This window comes from Mycobacterium sp. ITM-2016-00317 (assembly GCF_002968295.1).
Classification (GTDB): Bacteria; Actinomycetota; Actinomycetes; order Mycobacteriales; family Mycobacteriaceae; genus Mycobacterium.
Map to the genome: position 1 here is coordinate 396,989 of NZ_CP134399.1, position 26,416 is coordinate 423,404.

Below are 26,416 nucleotides of genomic sequence, written 5' to 3' on the forward strand. Positions count from 1 at the left end.
TCACCCATGGTCAACGTCGAAACGACAAACCCGGCAACAGAACAGCTACTCGGCAGCTATGCGGCCATGACGGACGCCGAGATCGACGCCGCAGTACACCGCGCCGAGCGGGCTTACCGGGAATGGGCGACGTGGACCATCGATCGGCGGGCCACCGTCATCGCTGCCGCCGCACAACTGTTGCGCAGCGAGATCGAGGAACTCGCGTTGCTGATCACCCGGGAGATGGGTAAACCTCTCGCCGAGTCGCGAGCCGAGATCGGCAAATGCGCGCTCGGACTGGACTACTACGCCGAGAACGCGTCACGCCTGCTTGCCGATTCCGTCTACGAGACAGCCGCGGACCGGAGTTGGGTGTCATACGAGCCCCTTGGTGTCGTGCTCGCTGTCATGCCGTGGAACTTCCCGCTGTGGCAGGTGTTCCGCTTTGCGGGACCGGCATTGATGGCCGGTAACGCCGCTGTGTTGAAGCATTCCCCGAACACCACGGGGGCAGCACTGGCGGCAGAGCGCATCATCGAGGCGGCGGGTGCCCCAACCGGACTGCTGACTGCGCTGATCGTGGCCGAGAGCGACGTCGCCGATGTCACCGCACGGCTGATCGACGATGACCGAATCGCCGCGGTCACCCTGACCGGCAGCGAGCGCGCAGGCGCCGCGGTCGGTTCGTGCGCCGGCCGGTCCATCAAGAAGTCGGTGCTGGAGCTGGGCGGCTCTGACCCCTTCATCGTCCTCGCCGACGCCGACATCGAGACAGTAGTTGCCCATGCCGTGAAGGCCCGCTTCCTCAATGCTGGTCAAAGTTGCATCTCGCCAAAGCGATTCATCGTCGACGCGCGGGTTGCTGATGACTTCGTCGCAGGAATGCAGCGGTCGCTGTCGGCGCTCACGGTGGGGGATCCGGAGGACCCCGCAACCGACATCGGGCCGATGGCCAGACGTGATCTGCGCGACCTCGTCGCCGGGCAGTTGGCTGAAACGCTGTGCGCGGGTGCGGACCTGATCGCCGGCGGTGCGCCGGTACCTGATCGCATCGGGTGGTTCTTCCAGCCCACCCTCATCGCCGACGTGCGCCCGGGCAGCCCGGCTTACGAGGAGGAGATCTTCGGCCCCGTGGCCGCGGTCCTGACCTTCGACAGTGATGACGAAGCAGTGCGTATCGCGAACGCCACTCGATACGGCCTGGGAGCCAGCGTGTGGGGTGCGGATCTCGACAAGGCGGCCCATATCGGACGCCAGGTGGTGTCGGGAGCCTGTTTCATCAACGCCCCGGTCGCCTCGGACGTTCGCATACCGTTCGGAGGCGCCAAGCGCAGCGGGTTCGGTCGTGAGCTGGCAGACGCGGGAATCCGCGAGTTCGTCAACGCCCGCACCTGGTGGATCAACGACGACGCCTAGGCCCGAAAGGGCGGTGGCCCTGCGCGGTTGACGCAGTGTGGGCCGCGCGGCTTGGTTCAGTTGACATTTACGTGTGGTGACCTCCTTCACCCTGGTGGCGAGGATGTGATGCGAAGTGACTCGTCGTACTTACGTCATCAGTTCTCCTGAAGGAGCCTGCACGTGTCCGTGATCGACCACGAAAACTACTTCACCAGCCTGCCGCGCGACTACTACCTCGACGACGGCCGGTTCGCCGACGAACTGACCCGGGTGTGGAACACGCAGTAGGTCTGCGCACGGCATGTCTCGCAGATCCCCGGGCGGGGCGACTATTTCACCTTCGACATCGGCCCCGAAAGCGTCCTCGTGGTACGCGACGAGGATGCCCTTCGCGCCGTCCACAATGTCTGCCGGACCGGGGACTCCGGCTCTGCGATCAACCGACTGGCCGGGTCGGCCGCAGGATCGTCTGTCCGTACCACTCGTGGAGCTACGGCCTGGACGGCAAACTGCTGAAGGCGACAAGGCAAGCCGACGGTGAGTTCTTCGACTATCGCGACTTCGGCCTGTTCACCGTTCATGTGGATGTCTGGCAAGGCTTCATCTTCGTGAGTCTCGCTGACGAGGCGCCGGCTCCGGTGGCGTCGATGATCGATGACAAGGCCACCGCGGATATGGCGCTGCTGGATCCGACGCGGCTCAAGATCGCCCACGAGATCACCTACTACGCCGATGCGAACTGGAAGCTGCTACTCGAGAACGGTGTCGAGTGCTACCACTGTCCCTCGGTGCATCCGGAGTTCTGCGTTTCGCTTGACTCCCAGGAGTAGGCGACCTGGTCCAGGGTTTGGTCATCCCGGTCAAGCACGAGCTGGAATCGCTGTCGATGACCGGTAGCTACGTGTCGAAGAAGTTGCTCGGTGAGTTCGGCTGTGGTGCAACCGTTCCCGATGACTTCGGAGCCGGATTCATGACGCAACCGGGATACGCATGGGGCGGTTTTCATCCCGACTACGGGATGGTCGCCAGCACCCTGCCGATCTCGCCGACCAGGTCCAAGATGATCTTGTTGGTGGTTTGTGCACGAGGACGCCGAGGAAGGCGTCGACTACGACGTCGATGAGCTCGTCAAGCTCTGGGACATCACCAACATTCAGGACCTGCACATCCAGGAGCGCCAGCAACGCGGACTGTCCTCGCAGCGCTATCTTCCCGGACCCAATTCGCCGTCGCAGGAGCCCGGTATCCGGGCCGCGCTGCGCAAGTACCTGGAAATGATGGGAGAACCGAACTGACCACGCAGAGCGCACGTCCGGGACGCCTCACCGGGAAGGCCGCTGTCGTCACCGGCGCCACCAGCGGTCTCGGGCTGGCCGTCGCACAGGCGATGGCGGCCGAAGGAGCCTCGGTGGTCGCCGTCGGGCGCAACGCCGACCGCGGGTACGAGGTCGTGGAGTCGATGGCGATGGCCGGCCACAATGCGCTCTTCGTCCGCGCTGATGTGGCTGTCGAGGCGGATATCGCTCGGGCGATCCGGGTGTGCCGGTCCGAATTCGGCTCGCTGGACATCATGCACAACAATGCCGCGTTTTTCGTGACAGCCGAACTGCATCAGACGACGGCCGAGGATTGGGACCGCTCGTTGCGGACCAACTTGAGTTCGGTGTTCTGGGGAAGCAAGCACGCGGTGTCGGCAATGCGCGAGCAGGGCCGTGGTGGATCGATCATCAACACCGCGTCGGTGGCCGCGTTCACCGCGACCGCCGACACCGCAGCGTACGTTGCGACCAAGTCCGGAGTCATGGGGCTCACCCGGGCGATCGCCCTCGCCTACGCCGCCGACGGAATCCGGTGCAATGCGCTGTGTCCCGGCGACTTCGAGTCACCGATGTTCGATGCCTTCCTGGCAAGCGCGAGCGATCCCGCTGTCGCTCGGAAAGAGTTCGAGGCGCTGTACCCGACGAAGCGCATCCTCAAGCCCGGCGATGTGGCCAACGCCGCGGTCTTCCTTGCCTCCGACGAATCGACCGGCGTGAACGGGACTTCGCTGGTGGTCGACGACGGACTGCTGGCGAAAACCTACTGATCCCGATCACATGGTCTGCAGCTCTACTCCTTGCTGTAATCGGCCGAGTTCCACACCGCGGGACGCATCGTGATCAACACGGCCTTGTCGGTGTAGTTGGCGTCCAGGTACTCCGGCATCTCCTCATCGGAGACGTAGCGGCGGACGATGGGCAGCACTCCCTCGCGAGGAATGTCCTCCCGGATCGACGCGGGACCGCCGACGGAGACGTAGCGGTACGGTGTGGTCTCCTCCTGCACCGCGAGGGAGAAGCGACCGGCGGTGCGGATGAGCCGCTCCTTCATCGATCCCAGCTCGGTCCAGATCTCGATATCGCCTGCCTCGTCGACGCGGTACCAGATGGGCACGGTCAGCGGCGGCTTGTCCTCCCTCTCGACGGCGATTATCGCGACATGATTACCGGCCAGGAACTCTGTCCGTTCGGCTGCTGTCATCTTGAGATTCGTCATGGTCACTCCTGTTCGTTGGGGTAGCGGCGGGGCTAGAACTTGACGATGCCCGGTACGTCGGCGAGCACACACCCGGGTGTCGAGTCGGCCACCCGCAGCAGGAAGTTGAGCTTCTCGATGCGCTCGCCCGAGCGCGGTGCGCCGTTCTTCTGAAACGGCACAGACAGACCCACCGACAGGTCCATCACCACATCGTCGATGACACCACCGGAGCGTCCGGACGGAATGGTGAAGAGATCGTGGTCGACCGCGTAGCGATAGCAGTCGAGCGCTTCGGTGATCGTGCCGACCTGGTTGGGCTTCAGGATGAAACCGCCTACCGCGGAGGATTCCACCGCGCGCTGCAGTCGATCCCGGTTGGTGACGACCAGGTCGTCCCCCAGGATGATCGACTTCTCGATTCGCGCGACGGCGTTCGGGTATCCGTCCCAGTCGTCCTCGTCGAGCAGATCCTCGATGAAGACGAACGGAAACTCGTCGCTGAGCAGGCGGGCGTAGTCGATCAGATCGTCGGAGGTGACGCGTTCGCCGTTGAGTTCGTAGGTGCCGGTGGCAGCGTCGAACATCTCGCTGGATGCACAGTCCAGCGCGAAAGCCATCGTGTCAGCCACGCCGGCGCGCTCCACCGCGGTCGTCAACAGCTTCAACACTTCCCGCGGGTCCGAGGACGGGCTGGCGAAACCGTAGGAAGACGCCACCTGTGGTTTGCGTCCCAGATACTCGGTGAGTACCTCTTCGAGCGCACCGAACAGTCTCACGCTCTTCTCGACGGCATCCTGAATCGAGGAAGCCTTGTAGGGCATGACGATGAACTCGTTGAACGGTTGTACGACACTGCCATACCGTCCGCCGTTGATCATGTTGAAGCTCGGTACGGGGACCTGGCTGACGGGCCCGGGGCCGAAGTGCTCGGCGATCCACGAGTAGGTGGGCACACCGGCAGCGGCGGCCGTCGCCCGCAGCAGGGCGATGGAGGTCGAGTAGATCGCGTTACCACCGAGGCGGCTCTTGTTGGGCGTGCCGTCGAGGTCGATCATGAGCCGGTCGTTGGCTTCGAGGTCCAGTTGCGTGCCGACCAGGGCCGGAGCGATCTCATTGTTGACCGCGTGAACTGCCCGGTGAACGCTCAGACCGTTGTACTCGGCGGGGTCGCCGTCGCGCAGGATGAATGCCTCATGAGCGCCGACGGAACTACCCGTCGGCGCGGCGCCCCGGCCGACGTACCCGTCGGCCGTCGTGATCTCGACTTCGACCAATGGTCTTGTTTTGCAGTCGAGTAGCTGGCGTGCGGTCACTGATGTGATCTTCATGTCGTCTTTCGATTCGGTGGTGTCAAGCCGGTCGCGCGGGGATGTAGAGAATGTTCAGGTCGCACAGGTTCGTCCCGGTGTTGCCGGTGTAGACGGCATCCCCGATGGCCGACAGTGCTTCGTGGGTGGCGTGGGTACGCAGTGCCTCGTGCAGGTTCACGCCGCACTGGTCGGCTCGGGCCAGGCTGGTCGAATCGCACAATCCGCCGGCGGCTGTGGTGGTCCCGTCGGTGCCCTCTGAGTCGAGAGAGATCATCGCTGCGCCATGAGTTTTTGCCGCAGTCAGCGCGAATGCAGTGACCAGTTCATGACCCGGCCCGCCATGGCCACCGATGATGCTGCTGTCCGGGATGTGAGTGGTGGTCTCACCGGCAGCGACCAGCACGCACGGCGGTGCGATGGGGTTTCCGCTGGCTTGGGCTTCGCGTGCGATGGAAGCGAAGAACATCCCGGCGTCGCTGCTCTCACCTTCCAGGAAGGAGCTCACGATCATTGCCGGCAGGCCCATCTGTTCGGCGGCTTCCTTGGCATAGAGGCAGGAGTCGGGAAGGGTATTGAGTAGGAAATAGGTGTTGTCCGGGAAAGCCTTCGGTGTCTCGCCCTCCTCGCCCACCGACTCGAGATAATCGACGATCGACCGGGGAAGTCGGTCGGCGAGGTCGTAGTTTGCGATGACGGCCCGCGCGTCGGCGAGGGTGGTCTTGTCCGGGCCGATCGGTGTGGACGCATAGTCGGCGTACGGACGGGTGATGTCCCCGGACGGCGGATTGCCCACCGCGTCGGAGATGCCGAAGCCGATCAGTTCGGCACCGGACCTGCCGATGCGCTGTGCGAGGCGGCCACCGTTGGTTTGAGAGATGTGCCTGCGGATGGCGTTGATCTCGTAGATTCCTGCGCCGCTCTTGAGGAGAACGTCGGTGGCGTCCATCTCGTCTTGAAGCGTGATTCCCTCGATGGGACAGCTCATCAGCGCTGACGAGCCGCCGGAGATGACGGCGATGAACAGGTCCTCGGGACCCGCTTGGTCAGCGAGTGACAGGATTTCCAACGCGGCCCGATGGCCGGCCTCGTCCGGAATCGGATGCCCTCCGACGTGGACCTCGGTGCGATGGAACCGGTCGGTCTCCTCTGCGATCTTGACGATCGCGATGCCGCGGGTGATGCGGTCGCCGAGGATCTCGTCGATGGCCATCGCCATGTGGTTGCACGCCTTGCCGGCGCCGACCAGATAGACGTTGCGTTTGGTCGACAGGTCCCACGTGCGGGTGCCGATGGTGAGGATGTCGCCATCGAGGCGGGTGATCGCCTTGATCCGGTGGTAGGCGTCCAACCGGGTCAGCACCCGATCGGCGATGGCAAGCACGACTGACCGAGATTCGCTGTCTCCCAGTCGAACGAGGTCGTCGTAGTTCTTGATCTTGTTCACTTCTGGTCTCCGAGGGATGAGTCGTGGCTATTCCGCGTACGGTGTGTCCCACAACGCAAGATGGGTGCCGAGCCCCTTGTCCTGGGCTGTGCGGTAGATCTCGTAGCCCCACGCGAGGTCGAATACGGACATCCCGCAGGCGACGAAGACGGTGCGTCGGTGACCGTCGTCATCGCGCTCGGCGGCTGTCTGCAATAAGGATCCGAGGTCGGTGAAGTCCTTGAGCGCCGGCAACTTTCCGTCATCGATGAGGCGATAGAGCGGGCCGCCGATGACGCCGTCATACGCGGCCTGCTTGTCGAGGGAGGCAACGGCCTCGTCCACGTAGGCCTCGTGCAAGGCCACGTGATCGAGCACCACACGGTTCTCCAGCCAGAATGCGTCATCTGCAGAGATCGGGCCGGAGATCAGGACTGTTGCGTCAGGGTGGAGCCAGTCATTCTGCACAACAAGAGGTTTCACGCGCGAAGCGGCGACAGTGACGACTTCGGCCCCGGCCAGGGCCCTCTGCAGGTCGTTCTCGACGACTGCGTCGACGCCCAGCGTCTGGCGGGCCCAGTCGGCCAGTTTCTCGGCAGCCGCCTCGAAGATGTCGTAGAGGTACACCCGCTTGAGGTTCGGTAGCTGACTGGCGATCGCCTTGAGGCAGGCCTTGTTGATCGGGCCGCAGCCGAGCACGGCCACCGAACCCGCAGTGGGGCTCGCCAGATGCCGTGCTGCAACTGCTGGGACGGCCCCGGTTCGAGCGGAACTCAGCAGGTTCGCCGACATCAGGCACAGCGGCTCGCCGGTCTCCTTGTCATTGAGCATCAGCGTCAGGACGGATCGCGGCAGTCCTTTGGCGGTGTTGGCGTGGTTGGAGCCGTACCACTTGTTGCCACAGATATCGAACCGTCCGCCCAGGTAACCGGGCATGGCGACGAAGCGGCGGTCCGGTCCTGCGAGGGGCATGTTCGGGAAGGGGCTGGACTTCGGGAAGGCGACGCCGAGGCCGTGGCTGTTGTGACTGGGTCCGCCCATCAGGTAGTCGCCTTGTGCGAGCAGTCCGAACACCTCTTCGCACACGTCGACGCAGCGTGTGGCGTCGAGTACCCCGGCATCGATGCAGTCCGGTTCGGACAGGAAGAGGAACTCTGTGCGTGAACTCACGGGGGACTCCTGCGAAAGGGCACGTGGCCGGAAAGGGTTGGTGGGTCGAGAATTTCGTGGCGGAGGAAGAGCCTCGGACTCGACACTGCTTACCTTGGCACCCGATGACCGATCGGTCTAGCGATAGATTCCGGCCTATAATCATCGAGAAAAGCGAACGATTGGAGCTGCAGTGCTGAATGTGCACCGAATGCGCCTTCTGGTTGAACTCAGCCGGCGTGGCACCTTGGCGCGGGTGGCGCAGGCGTTGTCATTCAGTACCTCGACGGTCAGTCAACAATTGAGCCAACTGGAGAAGGAGGCGGGCGTACGGCTCATCGAGCCTGTGGGCCGAGGAGTGCGGTTGACGTCTGCCGGCGAAATCCTGGTCGAGCACGCCGAAGTGATCCTCCGCCAGATCGACCGGGCCGAGGCGGCGTTGGCGGCCGCCCGATCGGAGATCGTCGGCGTCGCCAAAGTGGCCACCTTCCAGACAGCCGCGATCTCGCTGCTTCCCGACGTGTTGCACGTCATGAGTGAGCGTCATCCCGGGCTCACGATCTATCTTTCCGAGATCCAGCCTGATTCCGGCACTGCGGCACTGCTGGCCCGTGAGTTCGACCTGGTGCTCGGCGAGCAGTACCCAGGCCACGTGTCGCCGGCACCCGCCGGTATCGACCGGCGCCCGCTGCTCAGCGATGCTTTGCGTCTCTACGTCAGCCCGCGGCTGCGAGGAGATGCGAAGCGGTTGGAGTTGGCGCAGTTCGCGGATCTACCTTGGGTGTTGGAGCCGAAGGGGAAGCCGGCACGCATATGGGCAGAATCCGCCTGCAAAGCAGCAGGATTCGAGCCGAATGTGCGTTTCGAGTCGGCTGACCTGCTGGTACACGCGAGATTGGCGGAGACCGGCCATGCGGTTGCCGTTCTGCCGGATCTCGTCTGGGAGACACGTCGGCCGGGCGCGGAACTCATCGATCTGCCGAGCCTGCCAGAGCGTCAGGTGTACACCGCGGTGCGTACGGGTGCGGAGACTCGCCCGGTGCTGGTGGAGCTGCGGAGCGTGCTGGCGGCGGTCGGCACTCGGCAGATGGCGTCGCACACATCGACGGATGCGGATCGTGCAGCACCGCATCGTGCAAAACCACAATGAAATGTCGCGATACCGGCCCCGAACTGGCCTGCCGGTGAACGGGCGATGGAGTCTGGCCCGTGGTTTTGGAGCCCGCACCCGGACGGTCGGGCACTTTACGTTCTGTCCGCTAGGGCGTGGGATGTACGTGACACTTCGCCGATATGGCGTGTGTCTCAGCGCGCTGCACTCTTGTTCGGCACGGAGCGGAGTGCGTGAATCGGCTTGCCGACCAGCAGGGGATCGTGCACGAAGACTGACTCCGGTACAGATCCGACTCGCGGAGGAGCGATATGTCGGGTAGCAGGTGGGCCAATCTAGCCGTCGCCTATTTAGCGCTGGTCGGTGCGTTTCTTCCGTACATCGGGTGGAGTCCCGGTCTGTCCGATATCAGCGAGGAGCTGGGTCTCAGCTATTCGGAGGCGGGCAGTATTTCCTCGGTGACAGGTCTTGTCGCCGGTGTGACGATCCTGGTCGGCGGCGTGCTGGCTTCCAGGTGGGGTGCCAAGCAGATCATTCTGGCCGGTTTGGCGGCCGGCGTGGTAGGGCAGCTGGTCTTCGCGATGGCCGACGGGCTGGAGTTCGTGATGGCCGGCCGGGTTCTCGCAGGGCTCTCGGTCGGCTTCCTGTGGGTGGCCACCTACACGATGGCCGTCGACTGGTTCCGGGACAGTGGGCAAACCGGGCGCGCGGTGGGCATCATGATGTCCGGCGACGGTGTGGGCGCCTTGTTGAGTCTGTTCGCGTTCTCTGCGGTGCTCGCGGCTTTCGGCTGGCGACTCGGGTTGGGCGTGCAGGCCGTGTTCATGCTCGTGGTGCTGGTCCTCGTTGCTGTGGTGTCGAAGAACGCACCTACTACCGGCGCGGACCTGGTTCGGGTCGGCGACCTGCCCGAGAGTCAGCACCCGGCGCGGCCGGTGGAGCAGTCTGTGCGGGCCATCGCGAACCGTAACGTGCTCTCCGCCTTGATCTTCTGGGTCGGCGGTGTCGGCCTGTTCTCCGTCATCGCCAGCTGGATGCCCGCCATCCTCATCGAGGATGCCGGGATGTCTGAATCGCTCGCCGGTTTCCTGACCTCGCTGTTCTCGATCGTCGGCATGGCCGCGGCCTTCGGGGCGCCGTTGCTCGCTGAGAAGCTGGGCAGCAAGAAGCCGGTGATTGTCGTGGCGGGTGTGCTGACAGCCGCTGCGTTGGCGACCATGACGCTGTTCGTTTCCACCGGCAACTACGTCTTGGTGGCCATCTGTATGCCCCTGATCGGCTTGGGCGTTTACGCTGGTGAACCCTTGACTCTCGCCGCGGCGGTCGAGTCGGTCAGCGCCAAACACGCCGGCATCGTGAACGGCGTCATCATCGGTATCCCGTGGATCGTCAGTGGGTTTGCCTTTCCGTACATCCTCGGAACCGTCAAGGATGCGACGGGCAGCTTCGTGCAGGGATTCGTGGCGCTCACCGTCACCACCGTGGTGCTGTGTGCACTTTCCCCGTTGTTCATCAAGAAATCCTGAACGGCCGCTGTGGAGCACATGGAGGTATCGAATCGACAGCCGTGACCGAAGCTGCTGCCCGGAGGTATTTCTCAAGTCCGCGGTGCGGCAGTGCCGGTACTGCGGCGGCCTCATGGCGCTCACGTAGAAACGTGTGGCGGCGTCACATCGACGAATGATGCTGGTGGCTGCTCATCCCAACCTCGCAGCAGGATCAGCGCGGCCAGCCGCTGCGAGTGTGTCTGCAGGCTGGTGCCGACGAGCTGGTCGATCTTCTTCAGGCGGTGCCGAACCGTGTTGGGATGCGTATGAAGTATGGCGGCAGCCTCTTTGATATCACCGCCGCACTCAAGCCACGCGCGTAACGTCGGCGCCAGAGATGTTCTGCCGCGGTGCTCTTCGCGGATGAGCTGTCGAAGCTGTTCGTGCTCGAGAGATGCCACTGCCGCGGCGGCACGCCGCAGGACGACCGTGTCCCACACTTCGTCGTACGTTCCGACAGGACGACCGAGGGCACGGACCGCGTTCAGTGTCTCGGCGGCCTCCAATCGGGCTGCAGGAAGTGACTTGTCATCGGATATGGCTCTGCTGGCCGCCATCTTGCCAGGCGCGGAGGCGAACGCGAGGTCGCGAAGCCACTCCCACCCTCCGGCTCCTGTTCGTTCCGGGACTATCGCGAAGGTGAACCCGTCGACATCGGCAAGTATCGGATCCGGCCAGGACTTTTTGCGGAAGAAACTCTGCCAAAGTGCGACGTCGTCAGCCGGGCTTGCGTCCGATAGCCGCTGTAGTGCAACAACTCGTTTGGAGTGGCACGGTGGCTCCCACCGGGCGGAAGTCTCACCGACGCTGCCGCGAAGCGCCGCACGGACGGTCGCGAGGGTATGGCGTCCGGCCGTATCCCGGCTGGCGCTGAGTTGAACCAAACTCACCGCGGCGCTGGATCCGGTTGTCATCAAATACATTTCCAACTGCGCGTCGAGCGTGCCATTCCAAATCGCCCAGATGGACCCCACTGCTTGGCCGCCCACACGTAGGGGAACGACGAGGCGCTGGAGGAAGTCAGGTTCGAGGGCGGGGACGATAAACGGTCGTGCATCGTGCGCCAACCTCTTCAATACGCCGGTGGCTCGCAATCGCCGCAGTACGGCGGGCGGCACTGCGCGACTCATGATCGTAGACGTCCGCGTGCTGTCGACACCGTCGGTGGTCGCCGAATAGGCCACCACCCGGCTGTGGGCGTCCTCGATGGTCACCGGTGCGCCGAGAGCTGCCGCAAGAGCATCGGCCATCGCAAACAGATCCTGCTGCGCAGTCGATTCCGGCTTCGACCCCAGCTCATCGCGATCCACCAGGCTGTGTACGAGCCAGACGAGGTGGGACCATTCGGCTTGCGCGGCAAGCTCAGCCAAACTGATGCCCAGTTCCTGGCAGAGCGCACCCGTGGCCGCCGAGGCAACTCGGCGAACAACCACCACCCCAGCCCCGGCGGACGCGGCAAGGGCCACCACTTCCGCCTGGTGCTCGGACGTCGTCGCACCCGCCGCCGCGATCAACGAACCACGGTGCGGTTGTGCCGAATCGCCGTGAAAGTGAACTGAAGAAACCGAGGTGCGGCGGCCGTATGAGACGACCTCGACCACGCCCGCGGCCGCCAACTCACTGAGGTCCACGCCACCGGTCACGGGCTTCATTGTACGAATGTCATCGAAACCGGCTGAAGCGTTGTTCGGCTCGTACAGTGATCCGGAGATGGTAAGGCTGCACCATAGATTCATGAATGGTCGTCAGTTCGGACATCAGCAGCGGGTGGCTGTTATCGGCGCGGGCATGGTGGGTCTTTGCACTGCGTGGTACTTGCAGGAACGTGGCGTCGACGTGACCGTGATCGATGCCGACGGTGTGGCGGCCGGCTCGAGTTGGGGCAATGCCGGATGGCTGACGCCCAGTATCGCGACTCCGCTGCCGGAGCCCGCGGTCCTCAAGTACGGCGTGCGCGCTCTGGTGAGTCACGCCTCGCCCGTTTATGTTCCGCCCTCTGCCGATCCGCGGCTGATCCGCTTTCTTCTGCAGTTTGTGCGTAACAGCACTGCGGCACGGTGGCATAAGGCGATGCAGGCGTTGATCCCGCTCAATAGGGACGCACTGGCCGCCTTCGATGAGATGGAAGTGGAGCTGGCGGAGAAGTCCGCTCCCGCTGCGCCGTTCATCGCGGCGTACCGGACCACCGCGGACCGCAAGACGCTTCTGGATGAGTTCGACGAGATCCGGGCAGCGGGGCAGAACGTGAACTTCGAGATTCTCGATGGTGACACCGCCCGGGCGGAGGAGCCTGCGTTGTCGTCGGAAGTGAACGCGGCGATCAAGATCCTCGACGAGCGCTTTCTCAATCCCGCCGCGTACGTGCATGCCCTCGCCGATCAGGTCCGTGCGCGTGGCGCACGAATCATCACCGGGTGCAGCGTCCACGAAATCCGTGATATCGGCTCGGCCGTCGTGGTCGCGGGCGAGCAGTTCGACGCCGCCGTGGCCGCGACCGGTGCCCGGCTGAACACGTTGCTGCGTCCGTTCGGTGTGAAGCGGTTGGTGCAAGCGGGCCGCGGATACAGTTTCACGGTCAAGGTGGACCATCTCCCGAAGGGGCCGGTGTACTTCCCCACACAGCGGGTGGCCTGTACGCCGGTGGGTGACCGGCTGCGTATCGCCGGAATGATGGAGTTCCGCGATGTGGACGCGCCGATGGATCCTCGTCGTATTCACGTGTTGCGCAACGCTGCCGGCGAACTGTTGAACGGGGCGCACCTCGACGTTCGCGAGGACGAGTGGGTAGGGGCGCGTCCATGTACGGCCGACGGTCTGCCTCTCATCGGTGGCACGGCGAGTCCCCGTGTGTTCGCCGCCGGTGGACACGGAATGTGGGGGATCACCCTCGGCCCCGTGACCGGAAAGTTGATCGCCGAGATGATCACCACGAGCCGGACACCCGAGGCCCTTCGCGCAGTAGATCCGCTTCGTTGACCAGAGAGAAGACCATGACCGAACTCACCCGTATCGCCGCTGCAGATGCTCCGGCCGCCATCGGCCCGTACGTGCAGGCGGTTGCCCACGCCGGACTGCTCTACTGTTCGGGAGCGCTGCCCATCGATCCGAGCACGGGATCGATCGACGTGACCGACGCGGCAGACCAAGCGCGCCAATGCCTGACGAACTTGACCGCGGTGTGCGCCGAAGCCGGGACTGCGTTGAAGCGCGCAGTGCGGACCACGATCTACACCACCGACCTGAGCGCTTTCGGAGCGATCAACACCGTCTACGCGGAGTTCTTCGACGGAGAGGTACCCGCCCGCACCACCATCGAAGTCGCGGCGCTGCCCATGGGCGCCACTGTCGAGATCGACGCGATCGTCGCGCTGCGCTGACCCGCCCCGAGAAGGCTGATTCACCGCGGGGGAGCCTTCTTTATCCGCGCGAGCAGGGGTGCGTACTCAGGCTCTCGACCGTAGGTTCGCGACCAGATGTGCAGTCGTTCCAGGCTCATCGCGGGTAGGCGGTGTTGGCTTTGCGCGACGATATGCAGGATGCGGTGGATGGCGGACAGGAAATCACCGCAGCCCAGGTCCACGAACACCGCTGTGCGTTCTTCGTGACTGAGTCGGGCGCCGATGCGGTCGGCCAACTCCCAAGCCAGTTGGCTTTCGGTCACTTGGATCGTGCTGCTCCGTGCCATCTGTAAAGGCCCTGTCTACCAGCCGCGTTCGGCCAAGCGGTGCGGCTGCGGGATGTCGTCGACGTTGATGCCGACCATCGCCTCGCCGAGCCCGCGTGACACCTTGGCCAGCACGTCGGGGTCGTCGTAGAACGTCGTGGCCTTCACGATGGCCGCCGCCCGTTCGGCCGGGTTCCCGGACTTGAAGATGCCCGACCCGACGAACACGCCCTCGGCGCCGAGCTGCATCATCATCGCCGCATCGGCCGGGGTCGCGATACCGCCTGCGGTGAACAGCGTCACCGGCAGCTTGCCGGCCCGCGCCACCTCGACGACCAGATCGTAGGGCGCCTGCAATTCCTTGGCCGCGACGTACAACTCGTCCTCCGACAGCGACGTCAGCCGGCGGATCTCGCCGCCGATCTTGCGCATGTGGGTGGTGGCGTTGGACACATCGCCGGTACCGGCCTCGCCCTTGGAGCGGATCATCGCCGCGCCCTCGGTGATCCGGCGCAGCGCCTCGCCCAGGTTGGTCGCCCCGCACACGAACGGCACGGTGAAACGCCACTTGTCGATGTGGTTGGTGTAGTCGGCCGGGGTCAGCACCTCGGACTCGTCGACGTAGTCCACGCCCAGGCTCTGCAGGATCTGCGCCTCGACGAAATGACCGATCCGCGCCTTGGCCATCACCGGGATGGTGACCGCGTCGATGATGCCCTCGATCATGTCGGGGTCGCTCATCCGCGACACCCCACCCTGAGCCCGGATGTCGGCCGGAACCCGTTCCAGCGCCATCACCGCGACCGCGCCCGCGCCCTCGGCGATACGCGCCTGCTCAGGGGTGACCACGTCCATGATCACGCCGCCCTTGAGCATCTCGGCCATACCACGCTTGACCCGCGCGGTACCGGTCCGCGTGTCTTCCAGATCTGCGCGCATAACGCCAGTCTGTCGATCGGTTCAATGGGAATCGAAGGGCTGACTGTCGGCTGTTCTTCGAACGCCTCTGACATGTTGTCAACTGATGCCCAGCGCTCGTGCGGCACACATCCCCGCCGGCGGCGGAAGAGCGGTAAGTCTCGCGACCGCACCGCGCCTCATCGGCAATCGGGATATCCGTGGTCAGGGGAGAGGTGGTGGATTCCATCGCGCGGCGAGGGCGTCGCAGATGGCTCGCTGTTGATCTGCGCTCAAGGGGTGCATGAGCAGCCCCTCGATGGTGAATACGCCGATCATGACTTCGGCGTCCAGGCCGTCTGCGGCCACGCCGGCGGCGTCGAGTTCGTAGCGGAACAGGCTGGAGGTCAGCAGGTGGAAGTTGTCGTGCCAGACCGCGACTGACGGTGAGCGTTCGGCCCGGGCGTGCACGGTGCTGACCAGACGGCTCATCTGTTGCAGTTGCTGCACCACCCACAGCAGGCGCGCGGGGATGGGTTCGGCGGCCACTGACTGATACTGGGCCCACGCGTCGGTCATCACCTCGTCCAAGACGGCGATGAGCACGGCGTCCTTGTCCTCGAAGTACCAATAGATGGTGTTGGCGGTGACCCCGGCCGCCGCTGCCAGACGGCCCATCGGGGTGGCGTCGTAGCCGGCATCGACGAAGAGTTCGCGGGCGGCGGCGACGATCTCCGCCCGCTTCTCCTGCGACGCCTGGGGCCGTCTGTTCTTCGGCACCCCTCGACCTTAGACGACCGTCTTGAACGGCATTCAACAAACTGTTACCGTTTCTTGAATGGCGATCAACGAGTCGGGTTCAGCTGGAGGGCCCAGGACAGCACACACCTACACGCGGCACGACGTCACCTTCCCCTCCGAGGGTGTGGCATGCGCGGCGTGGCTGTACCGCCCCGCCGGAGTGCAGAACCCGCCAATCGTGGTGCTGGCACACGGTTTCGCCGCGTTCCGGGAACTGCGCCTGGACGCCTACGCCGCCCGGTTCGCCCAAGCCGGGTACGCCGCGTTGGTGTTCGATTACCGGTCTTGGGGGGCGAGTGCCGGGCAACCGCGTCGGGTGCTCGACATCGCCGCCCAGCATGCCGATTGGCGCGCGGCAGTGACCTACGCCCGCAGCCTCGACGGCGTCGACACCACCCGGGTCGTCGGCTGGGGGTCCTCGTTCGGCGGCGGACACGTCCTGGACTTGGCCGCCCGAGACCACGCGCTGGCGGCCGCGATCGTGCAGGTGCCGCACGTCACCGGCCCCGCGTCGGCGTTCGCACAGGCCCCAACGCTGGTCGCCCGCTTGGCGTTGGCAGCGGTGCGCGACCAGGTGGGGGCGTGGCTGGGCCGCCCACCCCATCGGGTGAAGTCGATCGGACACCCTGGCGAGGTCGCCATGATGACCTCACCGGGCGCCTATGACCTGGTGTTGAGGATGGCCGGGGACAAGCGCGACGAACTGCTGGCCGAGAACGACGTCGCCGCCCGCATCGCTCTGCGCGTGCCGCTGTACTCCCCGGGCCGTCACGCCGCCAAGATCACCGCACCAACGCTGGTCCAACTCGCCATCAAGGACGACGTCACGCCGTACGCGAAGGCTCGAAAGATCACGTCCCGCATCCCCAAGGGCGAGGTGAGGTCCTACGACTGCACGCACTTCGAGCCCTACCTCGACCCGCACTTCGAGCAGATCGTGACCGATCAGATCGCCTTCCTGGACCGCCACGTCGGAGCAGGCCCGTGACGGCGCCGCAGCAGACGGCCCCGACGTTTCCGGCATCGGTCCACACGTTGGTGGTCGGCGCCGGATTCGCCGGGATGGCCGCCGCGGCGGCGGTCCTGCGCGCAGAGCCTCAGGCCGATCTGCTGATCATCGAGCGCGCCGACGAGGTCGGTGGAACATGGCGCGACAACACCTACCCCGGGTGCGCGTGCGACGTGCCGACGTCGCTGTACTCGTTCTCCTTCGCCCCCAGCGCGACGTGGAGTCACACCTTCGCCCGCCAACCCGAGATCCATCGCTACCTGACCTCGGTGGCTGACCAGACGGGGCTGCGGCGCCACCTGATCACCGGGTGCGAGTTGCTCGGCGCGACCTGGGACGACGACCGGCAGTGCTGGCTGGTCCAGACTTCCTTGGGCGCACTGACCGCCACCGTCCTGGTCGCTGCGACCGGGGCACTGTCCACCCCGAAGCTGCCCGACGTGCCGGGACTCAAGGACTTCAGGGGCACGGTGTTTCACTCCGCCACGTGGAATCACGACCACGACCTGACCGGTGATCGGGTGGCCGTGATCGGCACGGGGGCCTCGGCGGTGCAGTTCGTCCCCGAGATCGCCGACCGTACCGCCCATTTGACGGTGTTCCAACGGACCCCCGCGTGGGTGATGCCCCGACTGGACCGCACCCTGGGCCGCTTCGAGAAAGCCTTGTATCGCCGAGTGCCGTTGTTGCAGAGACTCGTTCGCAGCATCGTCTACACCTACCGGGAGGGCTACCTCGTACTACTGGCGCACTTCACCTGGCTCCTGCCGCTGGTTCAGATGATCGCGAAGGCACAGCTGCGCCGCCAAGTGCCCGATCCGGCGCTGCGCGCGGCGTTGACGCCAGACTTTCGCATCGGGTGCAAGCGGATCCTGCTGACCAACGACTGGCTGCCCACCCTGTCCCGCGCCGACGTCGACGTGGTGACCAGCGAACTGACTGAGATCACCGCCACCGGGGTCCGCGACGGCGCGGGAACGCTGCGCGACGTCGACACGATCATCTTTGCCACCGGCTTCACCCCTACCGAGCCACCCGTCGCGCACCTGCTGACCGGCTCCGACGGCGACACCCTCGCCTCGCACTGGGCCAGGCAGTCCCAGTGCGCACCTGGGCATCACAGTGGCGGGCTTCCCGAACTTGTTCCTCATGTACGGACCCAACACCAACCTGGGACACAGTTCCATCGTCTACATGCTCGAATCCCAGGCCGCCTATCTCGCGGCCGCCCTCCGCACGATGCGCACCGAGGGCCTCGCGTCGGTCGACGTCCGCCCCGAAGCCCAAGCGTCCTACAACGCGTGGGTTGACGATGCGCTCGAGGGCACGGTGTGGAACTCCGGGGGATGTTCTAGTTGGTATTTGGACTCCCGGGCCCGCAACTCGGTCATGTGGCCGACGTTCACCTTTCGATTCCGCGCGCGCACCAGAACTTTCGACAAGAAGAACTACCTGATCCGCGCGGCAGACCGCAGCGTGACCCCTCGACGGCCGCACTGATCACCGGTGCGTCGGCCGGCATCGGAGCCGCCTTCGCCCGCACCTCGCCGCCCAGGGCTACGACGTGCTGCTCGTCGCCCGACGCGCCGAGCGCCTCGAAGAACTCGCCGCCGACCTTCGCCAGAGGCAGTCTGGTACTGGGATTCGCCATTTGAATGGCAATAAACCGTTCGTTACTTCCGTGACAACAGGCCATCAGCGCTGGTCGCGGCTTCGAGATATGTCACGGAGTTTGGCAATCTACAAGTGACCGCGGCAACCGGCATCAGCAGCAGCAGCTCTTGGCCGGGACGTTCGCGCTTAGTCGTCGGCGGGGCGGGCATCCGTTGGTCATGGGACTGACCGACACCCTGCTGCTGTTCGCCGCCGAGGGTGAGCCGCCCGGTCTGATGCCGGCACGGCAGCAGATGGCGTTCTCGCTGGGCTGGCACATCGTGCTGGCCTGCTTCGGGGTGGCGTTCCCGACGATCATCTTCGTCGTGCACCGCCGCGGCATTCTGCGGGGCGACCCGGTCGCCCTCGGGTTGGCGCAGCGCTGGGCCAAAGTGTCGGCGGTGCTGTTCGCGATCGGCGCCGTGTCGGGAACCGTGTTGAGCTTCGAGATGGGGCTGTTGTGGCCTGGACTGATGGGCCGGTTCGGCGATGTGCTGGGGTTGCCGTTTGCGTTCGAGGGGTTGTCCTTCTTCACCGAGGCCATTTTCTTGGGCATCTACCTGTACGGCTGGGGGCGCATGCCACCGCGGCGGCACCTGCTGATGCTGATTCCGATGGGCATCGCGGGTGTCGTCGGGACGTTCTGTGTGGTCTCGGTCAACGCATGGATGAATCACCCCGCCGGGTTCACGATCCGCGACGGTGAGGTCACCGACGTCAACCCGTGGCGCGCGATGTTCAACGACGGCGCGCTGCTGCAGTTCGCCCACATGTGGGTTGCGGCCTTCATGGTCGTCGGACTGACGGTGTCCGGCGTGTATGCCGCCGGCCTGCTGCGCGGGCGGGTCGACGCCCACCACCGGCTCGGCTTCACGGTGCCGTTCGCATTCGCCTCGGTCGCCGCCGTCGCGCAACCGTTCCTCGGCCACGTGTTGGGCATGCGGATCCACGACACCCAACCGGCGAAGCTGGCGGCGTTCGAACTTGCCCAGACCACCGAGGGCCCCGCGCCGCTGCGGTTGGGGGGTGTGCTGATAGACGGTGAGGTGCGTTGGGCGCTGACCATCCCGCGGCTCGGTTCGGTCATCGCGCGCAATTCGTGGGACGCCCCGGTTCCGGGCCTCGACGAGGTGCCGCGGTCGGAGTGGCCGCCGGTCAACATCACCCATCTCGCCTTCCAGTCGATGGTGGCGATCGGCACGCTGTTGGCTGCCGTGGTGGTGGTGTACTGGCTGGCCCGATGGCGTGGGCGGGATCTGCTGGCAAACCGCTGGTTCCTGCGGTTGTCCGTCATCACCGGCCCACTGGCGATCATTGCTGTCGAGTCCGGCTGGGTGGCAACCGAAGTGGGACGACAACCGTGGACGGTGTGGAAAGTGCTGACCACCGTGGACGCCGCGAGCCGCAGCAGCGGCCTGTGGTGGAGCTACGCCGTGGTGCTCATCGTCTACCTCGGCATGACAGTCGGCGCCTATGTCGTCCTGCGGTCGATGGCCCGGCGATGGCGTGCCGGCGAGACCGACCTTCCCAGCCCGTATGGGCCGCCGCGAAAGGAGTCGGTGCCGTGACGTTGGCAACGCTGGTCGCGATGGCGATGTTCCTGGGTGTCGTCGTTTACGCGTTGTTCGGCGGCGCCGATTTCGGTTCGGGTTTCTATGATCTCACCGCAGGTGACGCTCGCAGCGGCGCGAAGGTCCGCACCCTCGTCGACCACAGCATCGGGCCGGTGTGGGAGGCCAACCACGTGTGGCTGATCTACGTGTTGGTGATGTGGTGGACCGGTTTCCCCCGGACGTTCGCCGCCGCGATGACGACGTTGTTCATCCCGCTCGCGCTGGCCTTGACCGGAATCGTGTTGCGCGGCGCCAGCTTCGTGTTCCGCAAGTACTCGGCGACGCTGTCGCAGGCGCGGCTGTTCGGCGCAATCTTCGCCGCCTCGTCGCTGATCAGTCCGTTCTTCCTGGGTACCGTCGCGGGGGCGATCGCCTCGGGTCGCGTCCCGGCCGAGGGCTATGGCGACCGGGTCGGGTCCTGGGTCAACCCGACGTCGCTGGTGGGTGGCTGCCTGGCCGTGGCGACGTGTGTGTTCCTCGCGGGGGTGTTCCTCACCGCTGACGCCGCGCGCGCCGGTGACACCGACGTGGCCGAGGGGCTGCGGCGACGCACGCTGATCGTCGGTATCGTCACCGGACTCGTTGTTTTCGCCGGGCTCTACCCGGTCGCCCACGACGCGCCGACGCTGGCCGAGGGACTGCGCAGTCACGCCGCGCCGCTGCTGGCCGTCGCGCTGGTGGCCGGAGTGGCCGCTGTGTGGCTGGTGTTCCGGCGTCGATATTCGATCGCCCGAGTACCCGCCGCCGTGGCGGTGGCTTCGGTAATCACCGGGTGGGGCGTCGGCCAGTACCCATGGCTGCTCGTCGACGAAGTGACCATCGATGACGCCGCAGGCGCAGACGCCACGCTCGTCGGGTTGCTGGTCGTTGTGGCCCTGGCGGGGGCGATTGTGTTGCCGGCGCTGGCGTATCTGCTCCGGCTGACCCAGACCGACGAATGGACCCATACCTAGCAGTGGAGCAGCCGAGAAGTCAGACACCCTCTCCGCGTACGCACGGGAATCGCTGAGCGATCCCGCCCGGGCGTGCCTGTCAGAGAATCACCACTGCTTCGTTGCGGACGATACGACGTGCGACCGCTGCAACGGGTTCGCCCCGTTCCCGCGACACGCGCACCAGGAAAGCGAATGCTGTCGCAGCGTCGACCATCATCCGCTCCATGAGCATCCCCTTCGCCTGACCGATGACGTCCCGGTGAGCCAACGCGGTGCGGAAGTACTTCTCTCGGCGCTTGTTCTCCACGAGAAGTGCGGCTTGCGCAGCGAACGCTATTGCTATTCCATCACTTTCGTCGCTCCAGGCTCCCGGTCGGTCCGCATGGAAACTGAGGACACCCATGCCGTCCTCGTCCTTGAACAGTCGTAGCGCCATCACCGACCTGATCGGGGTCTCGCGGAGGACGTCCTTGGCAAAGCACGGCCACCGTTCGGCGGCCTCCAGGTCAGGGACACACAACGGCTCCTGGCTGTTGACTGCATCAAAGCAGGGCCCCTCTCCATGCCTTTCCTGAAGCTTGTTAACGATCAACGGGAGCCCGTCGGTGCATCCCACCGGACGCAGCGTGTTGCCGAGAACCAGTGTCACTCCGGCGTGGTCGACGCCTGGGATATGGACCACAGCGGCCGAGGTGATCGCTTCAATGACGTGGTTCGGATCAGAGCCGGCCCCATCCTGAATGCTCCTGATCAGACCCACGGTCTTGCGGAGTCCGGTTGCGGTGGGCCGGTCATCGTTTGGCAGGCGCTGTGACACTTTCACGGGTTGCCGCGCTGTCCCGCCGGTGGAGATCACGCCCGTTCTCCGGCCGTGGCGACCCCAGGGTCTGCCTCGACGCGATGAGCGCCGGCGGAGCTGTCGAGTGAACCGACCAGCAGCGTCGCAACGTCATGCCAGGAATCCACCAGGATGCAGGCGCCGGCGGCTGCCAGTTCGTCGCAACGCCGTTCCCGCTCATCTGCCGGTACGAACATCACGTTGCCGATGGTGGGCACGCCCGCAGCCACCGCGCTCGCGACACCGGGCACCGAATCCTCCACCGCTACCGCCTGTGCCGATGTGATGCCGAGCGCATCGATGGCGAACCGATAGACGGCCGGGTCTGGTTTGCTCGTCGGAACCGGCAGTGAGTCCTCGGCGCTGAACCGGGACCGCTCAGGGATCAGGTCGTCCAAGGTGGCCGCGGTGAAACATGCCTTCAAGCGCCCCAGCGCGCTCGAGCTGACCGCGGCGAGTTCGTACTTCAGGCTCAGGAGGGCCAGTGGGTCGAGAACGCCGCGGTCGGGCTGAAGCACAGATCCCAGGTGTGCGGTGACCTCTCTGCGTTCCTGTTGGACCCACCGTTCCAGTTCGGCTGGGGTCAGCAGTTCTGCACCCCATTCGAGGGCGAGGTCGACGGCGGTGGTGCGGAAATTCTTGCCGGTGCTGGAGATTCGGAGCTCCTCAGCGGTGTAGCGACGCGTCACGCCTATCTGCGAAAGATAGCGATTGGTAACGCCCACCGACGCTTCGAAGGCAGGCTCTTCCGACGGGAAGAGGTTGCCGTCGGCGTCGCACAGAATCACCCGTACCGCTGCGACGTCGAACTCGTCAAGGTGCCGCAACATCGCGTCCCTCCTGCCAGCTCTGGTTGAAGTGTCGTGACCCCACTGTCTTTCGCAGTGTTGCCGCAAGACCCCGCTGGTCGATATCGCGCAGCATCCGCTCCAGTTCCAAGACGAAGCCCTCATCATCACCGAGATCCCCGAAGTACTTGCGCACGGCGAGCAGCGGTCGCGGATCACTGAGCCCCACCTTGGCGATCGGGGTCAATTCCTCTGCGCGTTGGTCTTCGACCGTGATCGGCCGTCCAGAAAGGTCGTAGCCGCGCAGGTACCGGAACCAGGCGGCCACCGCCAGGGTCAGCATGGACGTGGGTCGATTCTCGCGTCGCGCCTGTTGGAGGGAGGGCAACAGGTAGGACGGCATCTTGGTGGAGCCGCGCGCCGCGAGTCGTGAAAGCCTATCGGCTACACCCGGATTGGACAGGCGTTCCAGCAGCGTGGCGCAGTAGTCGTTAAGGTCCACGTCAGCTGTGCCATCCAACAGCGGGCACAGCTCCGTACGCATGAGCTGCTCGACGTAGTGATAGACGTCAGGATCATTCATCGCCGCGTCGGTGGTCTCGTGCCGCAGCAGGATGCCGAGGTAGCTCACAGCGCAGTGCGATCCGTTGAGCAGACGGGTTTTCACCAGTTTGTACGGAGCGACATCCGGGACGAACTGAGCGCCGACCCCATCGAGCGGCGGGCGGCCGTTGCAGAACGCATCTTCAATTACCCACTGGCGGAACGGCTCCGCCACTACCGGCCACCGGTCGGCAATTCCATGGGTCTCGGCGATGCGGGTGATTTCGGTCGGAGTGGTCTTCGGCGTGATCCGGTCAACCATGGTGGACGGGAATGCCACGTTCTGCTCGATCCAGCGAGCCAGTTCGGCATCGCGCTGTTCGGCGAAGCCCACGAGGGCGGTCCTTGCCGCGTCGCCGTTGTCAGGCACGTTGTCACACGACATCACGGTAAACGGTGGCAGCCCGCTACGTCGTCGTTGCTCGAGCGCGTCCACCAGGTAAGCCCACGCCGTGCGATAGGAGACTGGACCCTGGAGGTCGTGGCGCACGGCCGCGGAGTCGGCATCGAAGTCGCCGGTGGCAGGGTTCCGGTGGTATCCGTCACCGGTGATCGTCAACGTCACCAGGCGGGTGCGTTCGTCGGCAAGCACCGCCCTTACCGCGGCATGCTCGTCCGGTGCGAAAAGGTACCGGCGCATGGCCCCCACCACGCGCCCTTCGGAGCGGTCCGCGCCACGCTCGATGACCGTGTACAGACAGTCCTGTGGCACCAGCGCCTTCTTCATCTCATCGCGGTGCAATCCGACACCGGTGACGCCCCAGTCCATCGAGAGACCGGCGCGGGCGAGGTCATCGAAGTAGCTGCCCTGGTGGGCGCGATGGAATCCCCCCACGCCGATGTGAACGACCGAAGGGGTCAGCGCCGACCGGTCGTATTTGGGAACAGACAGCCGACCGGCGTGCAGGTCGAGGGTGGCGCTGTTCAGTGGAACTCCAGTATTCGGCCGAAGCCTGATGACATTGGACATGGTTCTCCCCAGGCACGAGTGGGATGGCGAGCGGCCGGCTTCTCGAGCGGCTCGTGCGAATCACGCAGTACTTCGGGGGGTCGATCGGCGTTGCGGGGCAGGAATACCACCGCAGGAGGCGCCTAAACTCGGATTACATACACCCGCGCCAGGATGACGTGTAATGCAGCCCACAACGCCGGGCTCGCCGCCAGGACGTCGCCGGAGGCCGGCCACACGCCGGCGCTGTGTCCCGAGAGGTCGCCCACCGAGCCACCCGCCTCTTCGACAAGCAGCACGCCGCCGGCGCCGTCCCACGGTTGCAGGCCTGGCGCCCACACACCGTCGGCGCGTCCGGTCGCCACGTGCGCCAGCGCGCTCGCGGCGCTGCCGCCGCGCCTGAGATCTCGTACGGAGCCGCCTAATTCGTGAACCATGGCCCCGGCGATCGCGCGCTGGTCGTCACGGCCCAGGTTGATCTCGATCAGTGCTCGGTCCAGCGACCACACGTCGTTGACGGTGACCCGTTGGCCGTCGCAGAACGTGCCTTGTCCCCGCTGGGCATAGGTGGTCTTGCCGAGAACCGGTTCGCACACCGCCGCCGCAACGATCACGCCGTCGCTGCAGCGGACCGCGGCGACACTGACGGCCCAGTCCGACCGGCCGTACAGGTAACTCGTCGTGCCGTCGATCGGGTCGATCACCCACCGGATGCCGCTGGATCCGTCCACCGTGCCGCCCTCCTCGCCCAGCACGCCGTCATCGGGGCGGAGTCGGGTCAGCTCGGCGCGAATCGCCTCTTCGGTCTCGCGGTCCGCGCGGCTCACCAGGTCGCGGGGGCCCTGCTTCTCCTGAACCTCGAGCTGTGCGTGGACCGCCCACCAGCGCATGGCCACCCGGGCGCCCGCCGCCGCCGCGATCCGCGCCACGTCAACGAGTTCGGTTCCTTCCGAAGGCAGGTCAGCGGCGATCTCGGCCCTAGTATTGTTGTGCTGCAGCGTCGCCCACGTCTGACGGCCGAAGACAGACCTGCCCGCCGACCTCCGGACCGACCTGACGGCTCGCGTCAGCCTGCCGGGCCTCCCGAGCGCGTACAGACTGCGACTGCTGAAGAACAAATAGGCCGCCGTGATCAGGACCCAAGGCGCCAGTGCAACTGCCGGGCTGGGGCATCCGATGAGGTGGTAGCAGCCCACCAGCGCCAGCGCGCCGACGGGTATCAGGAACGTCCGCGCCCGGGGTACACCGAGTACGGGAAGCGCCGTCACCGTGAGTCCGACGGCGGCAGCCGCGACGCAACCGGCGACCGAAGCGGGACCTGCCAGCAGTAATCCGGTCACCGCCGACGCCAGTCCGGCGACCATGATCGCAATGTTCCATGGCGCCGTGAGAGGTGTCTTCTCCGACAACGGAACCCAGCGCGTCGGGCCCAGTGCGGCGTCGGACAACCGCTCTGGCAGCCACCGGGCCAGCACCACCAGGTGCTCGCGTCCCTGATCCCCGCGCGCCTCGAATCGGACCCGCCCGTCCCCGCCCGCGGTGGCGAAAGCTGTCGCTTCGACCGCCCAGCGGCTGGTGACGAACGCGACGCCGTAGGCCCAGAGCGTCACCGCCGCCCACGCCGTCAGTGCGAGGTGGGAGCGCAGATCGACAGCAAGCGCCAACCCGACCAGGCCGCGCACGGCATACCCGGCACCGGCGACCAGCCAGATGAGCACCAGACCGCGATGAAGGCGCGGCGGTGCCTGCCCGTCCTGCCCCGTATATCGGGAACGCAGCCACTCGTAGGCGAAGGCGACTCCGAAGATTCCTGCGACGGCGCAGGTGAGCAGACCTCCGAGGTCCAGTCCCGGAAGCAGGAAGACAAGAGCCACCACGCCCAGCAATCGCAGCAGCGCCACGGCACCACTGGTGGCCACGTTCCGTCGGGCGTCGCTCAGTGGTCCGGGTAACCGACCGCGGGAACCGCTGTCGGGGTGCTGTTGGTCGGCGACGAAGCCCCTGATGTCGTTCCATTGGTACCGGGCGGGATAGATGAGTAGCTCCACCGCGGCCATCACGACAACGACACGGACAGCGGACTCGATGCTCACCTCTCCCGTAGCGGCCGCGCCCACCGCGTAGGCGACAGGGATCAGCAGCGCCTTCACCAGGTCCTTTGGACGGGGCATCAGCAGGTAGCTCACCAGAGTCCGCTGCATCGCGAAAATGTTCCCGGTTCGGCTCCGC

General features: G+C 65.5%; 23 protein-coding genes and 3 pseudogenes. 14 read left to right on the forward strand and 12 right to left on the reverse strand.

Annotation, left to right across the window (positions count from 1 at the left end; translation table 11 throughout):
• The first annotated feature begins 6 nt into the window (after positions 1-6).
• The 5 genes and pseudogenes from C6A87_RS01845 to C6A87_RS01860 all read left to right on the forward strand — a co-directional run bounded on the left by C6A87_RS01845 (position 7) and on the right by C6A87_RS01860 (position 3,466).
• Positions 7-1,398, forward strand: coding sequence for an NAD-dependent succinate-semialdehyde dehydrogenase (locus C6A87_RS01845; protein ID WP_311115714.1), 1,392 nt, complete (start codon positions 7-9; stop codon positions 1,396-1,398).
• Positions 1,399-1,787: 389 nt separating this feature from the next.
• A pseudogene (locus C6A87_RS29135) lies at positions 1,788-1,901 on the forward strand (Rieske 2Fe-2S domain-containing protein); the annotation flags it as partial.
• Positions 1,902-1,988: 87 nt separating this feature from the next.
• Entirely contained in the window at positions 1,989-2,210 is a 222-nt protein-coding gene (locus tag C6A87_RS01850; RefSeq protein ID WP_311115715.1) for an SRPBCC family protein, read from the forward strand.
• Positions 2,211-2,459: 249 nt separating this feature from the next.
• Positions 2,460-2,675: an SRPBCC family protein gene (locus C6A87_RS01855; RefSeq protein WP_311115716.1), complete on the forward strand. Its 216-nt coding sequence runs from the start codon at positions 2,460-2,462 to the stop codon at positions 2,673-2,675.
• Between the two features lie 74 nt (positions 2,676-2,749).
• Complete coding sequence (locus C6A87_RS01860; protein ID WP_396837145.1) at positions 2,750-3,466, forward strand: SDR family NAD(P)-dependent oxidoreductase; 717 nt, start codon at positions 2,750-2,752, stop codon at positions 3,464-3,466.
• Positions 3,467-3,489: 23 nt separating this feature from the next.
• Here C6A87_RS01860 and C6A87_RS01865 read toward each other — a convergent pair whose 3' ends face one another.
• The 4 genes from C6A87_RS01865 to C6A87_RS01880 are packed head-to-tail and all read right to left on the reverse strand — an operon-like array spanning position 3,490 to position 7,800.
• Positions 3,490-3,915: a pyridoxamine 5'-phosphate oxidase family protein gene (locus C6A87_RS01865; protein ID WP_311115717.1), complete on the reverse strand. Its 426-nt coding sequence runs from the start codon at positions 3,913-3,915 to the stop codon at positions 3,490-3,492.
• 32 nt (positions 3,916-3,947) lie between these two features.
• Positions 3,948-5,225 (reverse strand): enolase, encoded by a 1,278-nt coding sequence (locus C6A87_RS01870; RefSeq protein WP_311115718.1) that lies wholly within the window; start codon positions 5,223-5,225, stop codon positions 3,948-3,950.
• Positions 5,226-5,247: 22 nt separating this feature from the next.
• Positions 5,248-6,651, reverse strand: a complete 1,404-nt coding sequence (locus tag C6A87_RS01875) for a DUF4147 domain-containing protein (protein ID WP_311115719.1) — start codon at positions 6,649-6,651, stop codon at positions 5,248-5,250.
• 27 nt (positions 6,652-6,678) lie between these two features.
• Complete coding sequence (locus tag C6A87_RS01880) at positions 6,679-7,800, reverse strand: tyramine oxidase subunit B (RefSeq protein ID WP_311115720.1); 1,122 nt, start codon at positions 7,798-7,800, stop codon at positions 6,679-6,681.
• A 190-nt stretch (positions 7,801-7,990) separates the two neighbouring features.
• On the opposite strand from C6A87_RS01880, the gene C6A87_RS01885 reads away from it, so the two are divergent.
• Together C6A87_RS01885 and C6A87_RS01890 are read left to right on the forward strand one after the other, a co-directional pair.
• Positions 7,991-8,929, forward strand: a complete 939-nt coding sequence (locus C6A87_RS01885) for a LysR family transcriptional regulator (RefSeq protein ID WP_311115721.1) — start codon at positions 7,991-7,993, stop codon at positions 8,927-8,929.
• 272 nt (positions 8,930-9,201) lie between these two features.
• Positions 9,202-10,416, forward strand: a complete 1,215-nt coding sequence (locus C6A87_RS01890) for an MFS transporter (protein ID WP_311115722.1) — start codon at positions 9,202-9,204, stop codon at positions 10,414-10,416.
• A 119-nt stretch (positions 10,417-10,535) separates the two neighbouring features.
• Here the strand turns inward: C6A87_RS01890 and C6A87_RS01895 are convergent, their stop codons facing one another.
• The gene (locus C6A87_RS01895) at positions 10,536-12,080 is read right to left on the reverse strand and encodes a helix-turn-helix domain-containing protein (protein WP_311115723.1); all 1,545 of its coding nucleotides are present in this window, start codon (positions 12,078-12,080) and stop codon (positions 10,536-10,538) included.
• A 91-nt stretch (positions 12,081-12,171) separates the two neighbouring features.
• Here C6A87_RS01895 and C6A87_RS01900 point away from each other — a divergent pair, with 91 nt between their 5' ends.
• Together C6A87_RS01900 and C6A87_RS01905 are read left to right on the forward strand one after the other, a co-directional pair.
• The gene (locus tag C6A87_RS01900) at positions 12,172-13,413 is read left to right on the forward strand and encodes an FAD-dependent oxidoreductase (protein WP_311115724.1); all 1,242 of its coding nucleotides are present in this window, start codon (positions 12,172-12,174) and stop codon (positions 13,411-13,413) included.
• Between the two features lie 14 nt (positions 13,414-13,427).
• Positions 13,428-13,814 carry a Rid family detoxifying hydrolase gene (locus C6A87_RS01905; protein ID WP_311115725.1) on the forward strand — a complete coding sequence of 129 codons (387 nt, stop codon included), beginning with the start codon at positions 13,428-13,430 and terminating at the stop codon, positions 13,812-13,814.
• Between the two features lie 20 nt (positions 13,815-13,834).
• On the opposite strand, the gene C6A87_RS01910 is transcribed toward C6A87_RS01905, so the two are convergent.
• The 3 genes from C6A87_RS01910 to C6A87_RS01920 all read right to left on the reverse strand — a co-directional run bounded on the left by C6A87_RS01910 (position 13,835) and on the right by C6A87_RS01920 (position 15,778).
• Positions 13,835-14,098, reverse strand: a complete 264-nt coding sequence (locus C6A87_RS01910) for a tryptophanase (RefSeq protein WP_133167587.1) — start codon at positions 14,096-14,098, stop codon at positions 13,835-13,837.
• Positions 14,099-14,137: 39 nt separating this feature from the next.
• A complete protein-coding gene (gene pdxS / locus C6A87_RS01915) occupies positions 14,138-15,040 on the reverse strand; it encodes a pyridoxal 5'-phosphate synthase lyase subunit PdxS (RefSeq protein WP_311115726.1) in 903 nt (300 codons plus the stop codon).
• A gap of 183 nt (positions 15,041-15,223) precedes the next feature.
• Positions 15,224-15,778 (reverse strand): TetR/AcrR family transcriptional regulator, encoded by a 555-nt coding sequence (locus tag C6A87_RS01920; RefSeq protein ID WP_311115727.1) that lies wholly within the window; start codon positions 15,776-15,778, stop codon positions 15,224-15,226.
• A gap of 58 nt (positions 15,779-15,836) precedes the next feature.
• On the opposite strand from C6A87_RS01920, the gene C6A87_RS01925 reads away from it, so the two are divergent.
• The 5 genes and pseudogenes from C6A87_RS01925 (at position 15,837) to C6A87_RS01945 (ending at position 21,027) form a co-directional block, all read left to right on the forward strand.
• Entirely contained in the window at positions 15,837-16,787 is a 951-nt protein-coding gene (locus C6A87_RS01925) for an alpha/beta hydrolase (protein WP_311115728.1), read from the forward strand.
• Between the two features lie 74 nt (positions 16,788-16,861).
• A pseudogene (locus tag C6A87_RS01930) lies at positions 16,862-18,308 on the forward strand (flavin-containing monooxygenase).
• Positions 18,305-18,435, forward strand: a pseudogene (locus C6A87_RS01935) (SDR family NAD(P)-dependent oxidoreductase); the annotation flags it as partial. The pseudogenes C6A87_RS01930 and C6A87_RS01935, both read left to right, overlap by 4 nt.
• Positions 18,436-18,640: 205 nt before the next feature.
• Positions 18,641-20,029, forward strand: a complete 1,389-nt coding sequence (locus tag C6A87_RS01940; protein WP_311115729.1) for a cytochrome ubiquinol oxidase subunit I — start codon at positions 18,641-18,643, stop codon at positions 20,027-20,029.
• Positions 20,026-21,027 (forward strand): cytochrome d ubiquinol oxidase subunit II, encoded by a 1,002-nt coding sequence (locus C6A87_RS01945; protein WP_311115730.1) that lies wholly within the window; start codon positions 20,026-20,028, stop codon positions 21,025-21,027. Before C6A87_RS01940 ends, C6A87_RS01945 begins: the two co-directional genes overlap by 4 nt.
• 79 nt (positions 21,028-21,106) lie before the next feature.
• Here C6A87_RS01945 and C6A87_RS01950 read toward each other — a convergent pair whose 3' ends face one another.
• The 4 genes from C6A87_RS01950 to C6A87_RS01965 form a co-directional block, all read right to left on the reverse strand.
• Positions 21,107-21,865: a GAF and ANTAR domain-containing protein gene (locus C6A87_RS01950; protein ID WP_311115731.1), complete on the reverse strand. Its 759-nt coding sequence runs from the start codon at positions 21,863-21,865 to the stop codon at positions 21,107-21,109.
• Positions 21,862-22,677: an HAD family phosphatase gene (locus C6A87_RS01955; protein WP_311115732.1), complete on the reverse strand. Its 816-nt coding sequence runs from the start codon at positions 22,675-22,677 to the stop codon at positions 21,862-21,864. Before C6A87_RS01955 ends, C6A87_RS01950 begins: the two co-directional genes overlap by 4 nt.
• On the reverse strand, positions 22,661-24,208 hold the full coding sequence (locus C6A87_RS01960; RefSeq protein WP_311115733.1) for a mannitol dehydrogenase family protein: 1,548 nt from the start codon (positions 24,206-24,208) through the stop codon (positions 22,661-22,663). The genes C6A87_RS01955 and C6A87_RS01960 overlap by 17 nt, the downstream gene beginning before the upstream one ends.
• A 122-nt stretch (positions 24,209-24,330) precedes the next feature.
• Positions 24,331-26,388 (reverse strand): inositol monophosphatase family protein, encoded by a 2,058-nt coding sequence (locus C6A87_RS01965; RefSeq protein ID WP_311115734.1) that lies wholly within the window; start codon positions 26,386-26,388, stop codon positions 24,331-24,333.
• Positions 26,389-26,416: the final 28 nt, after the last annotated feature.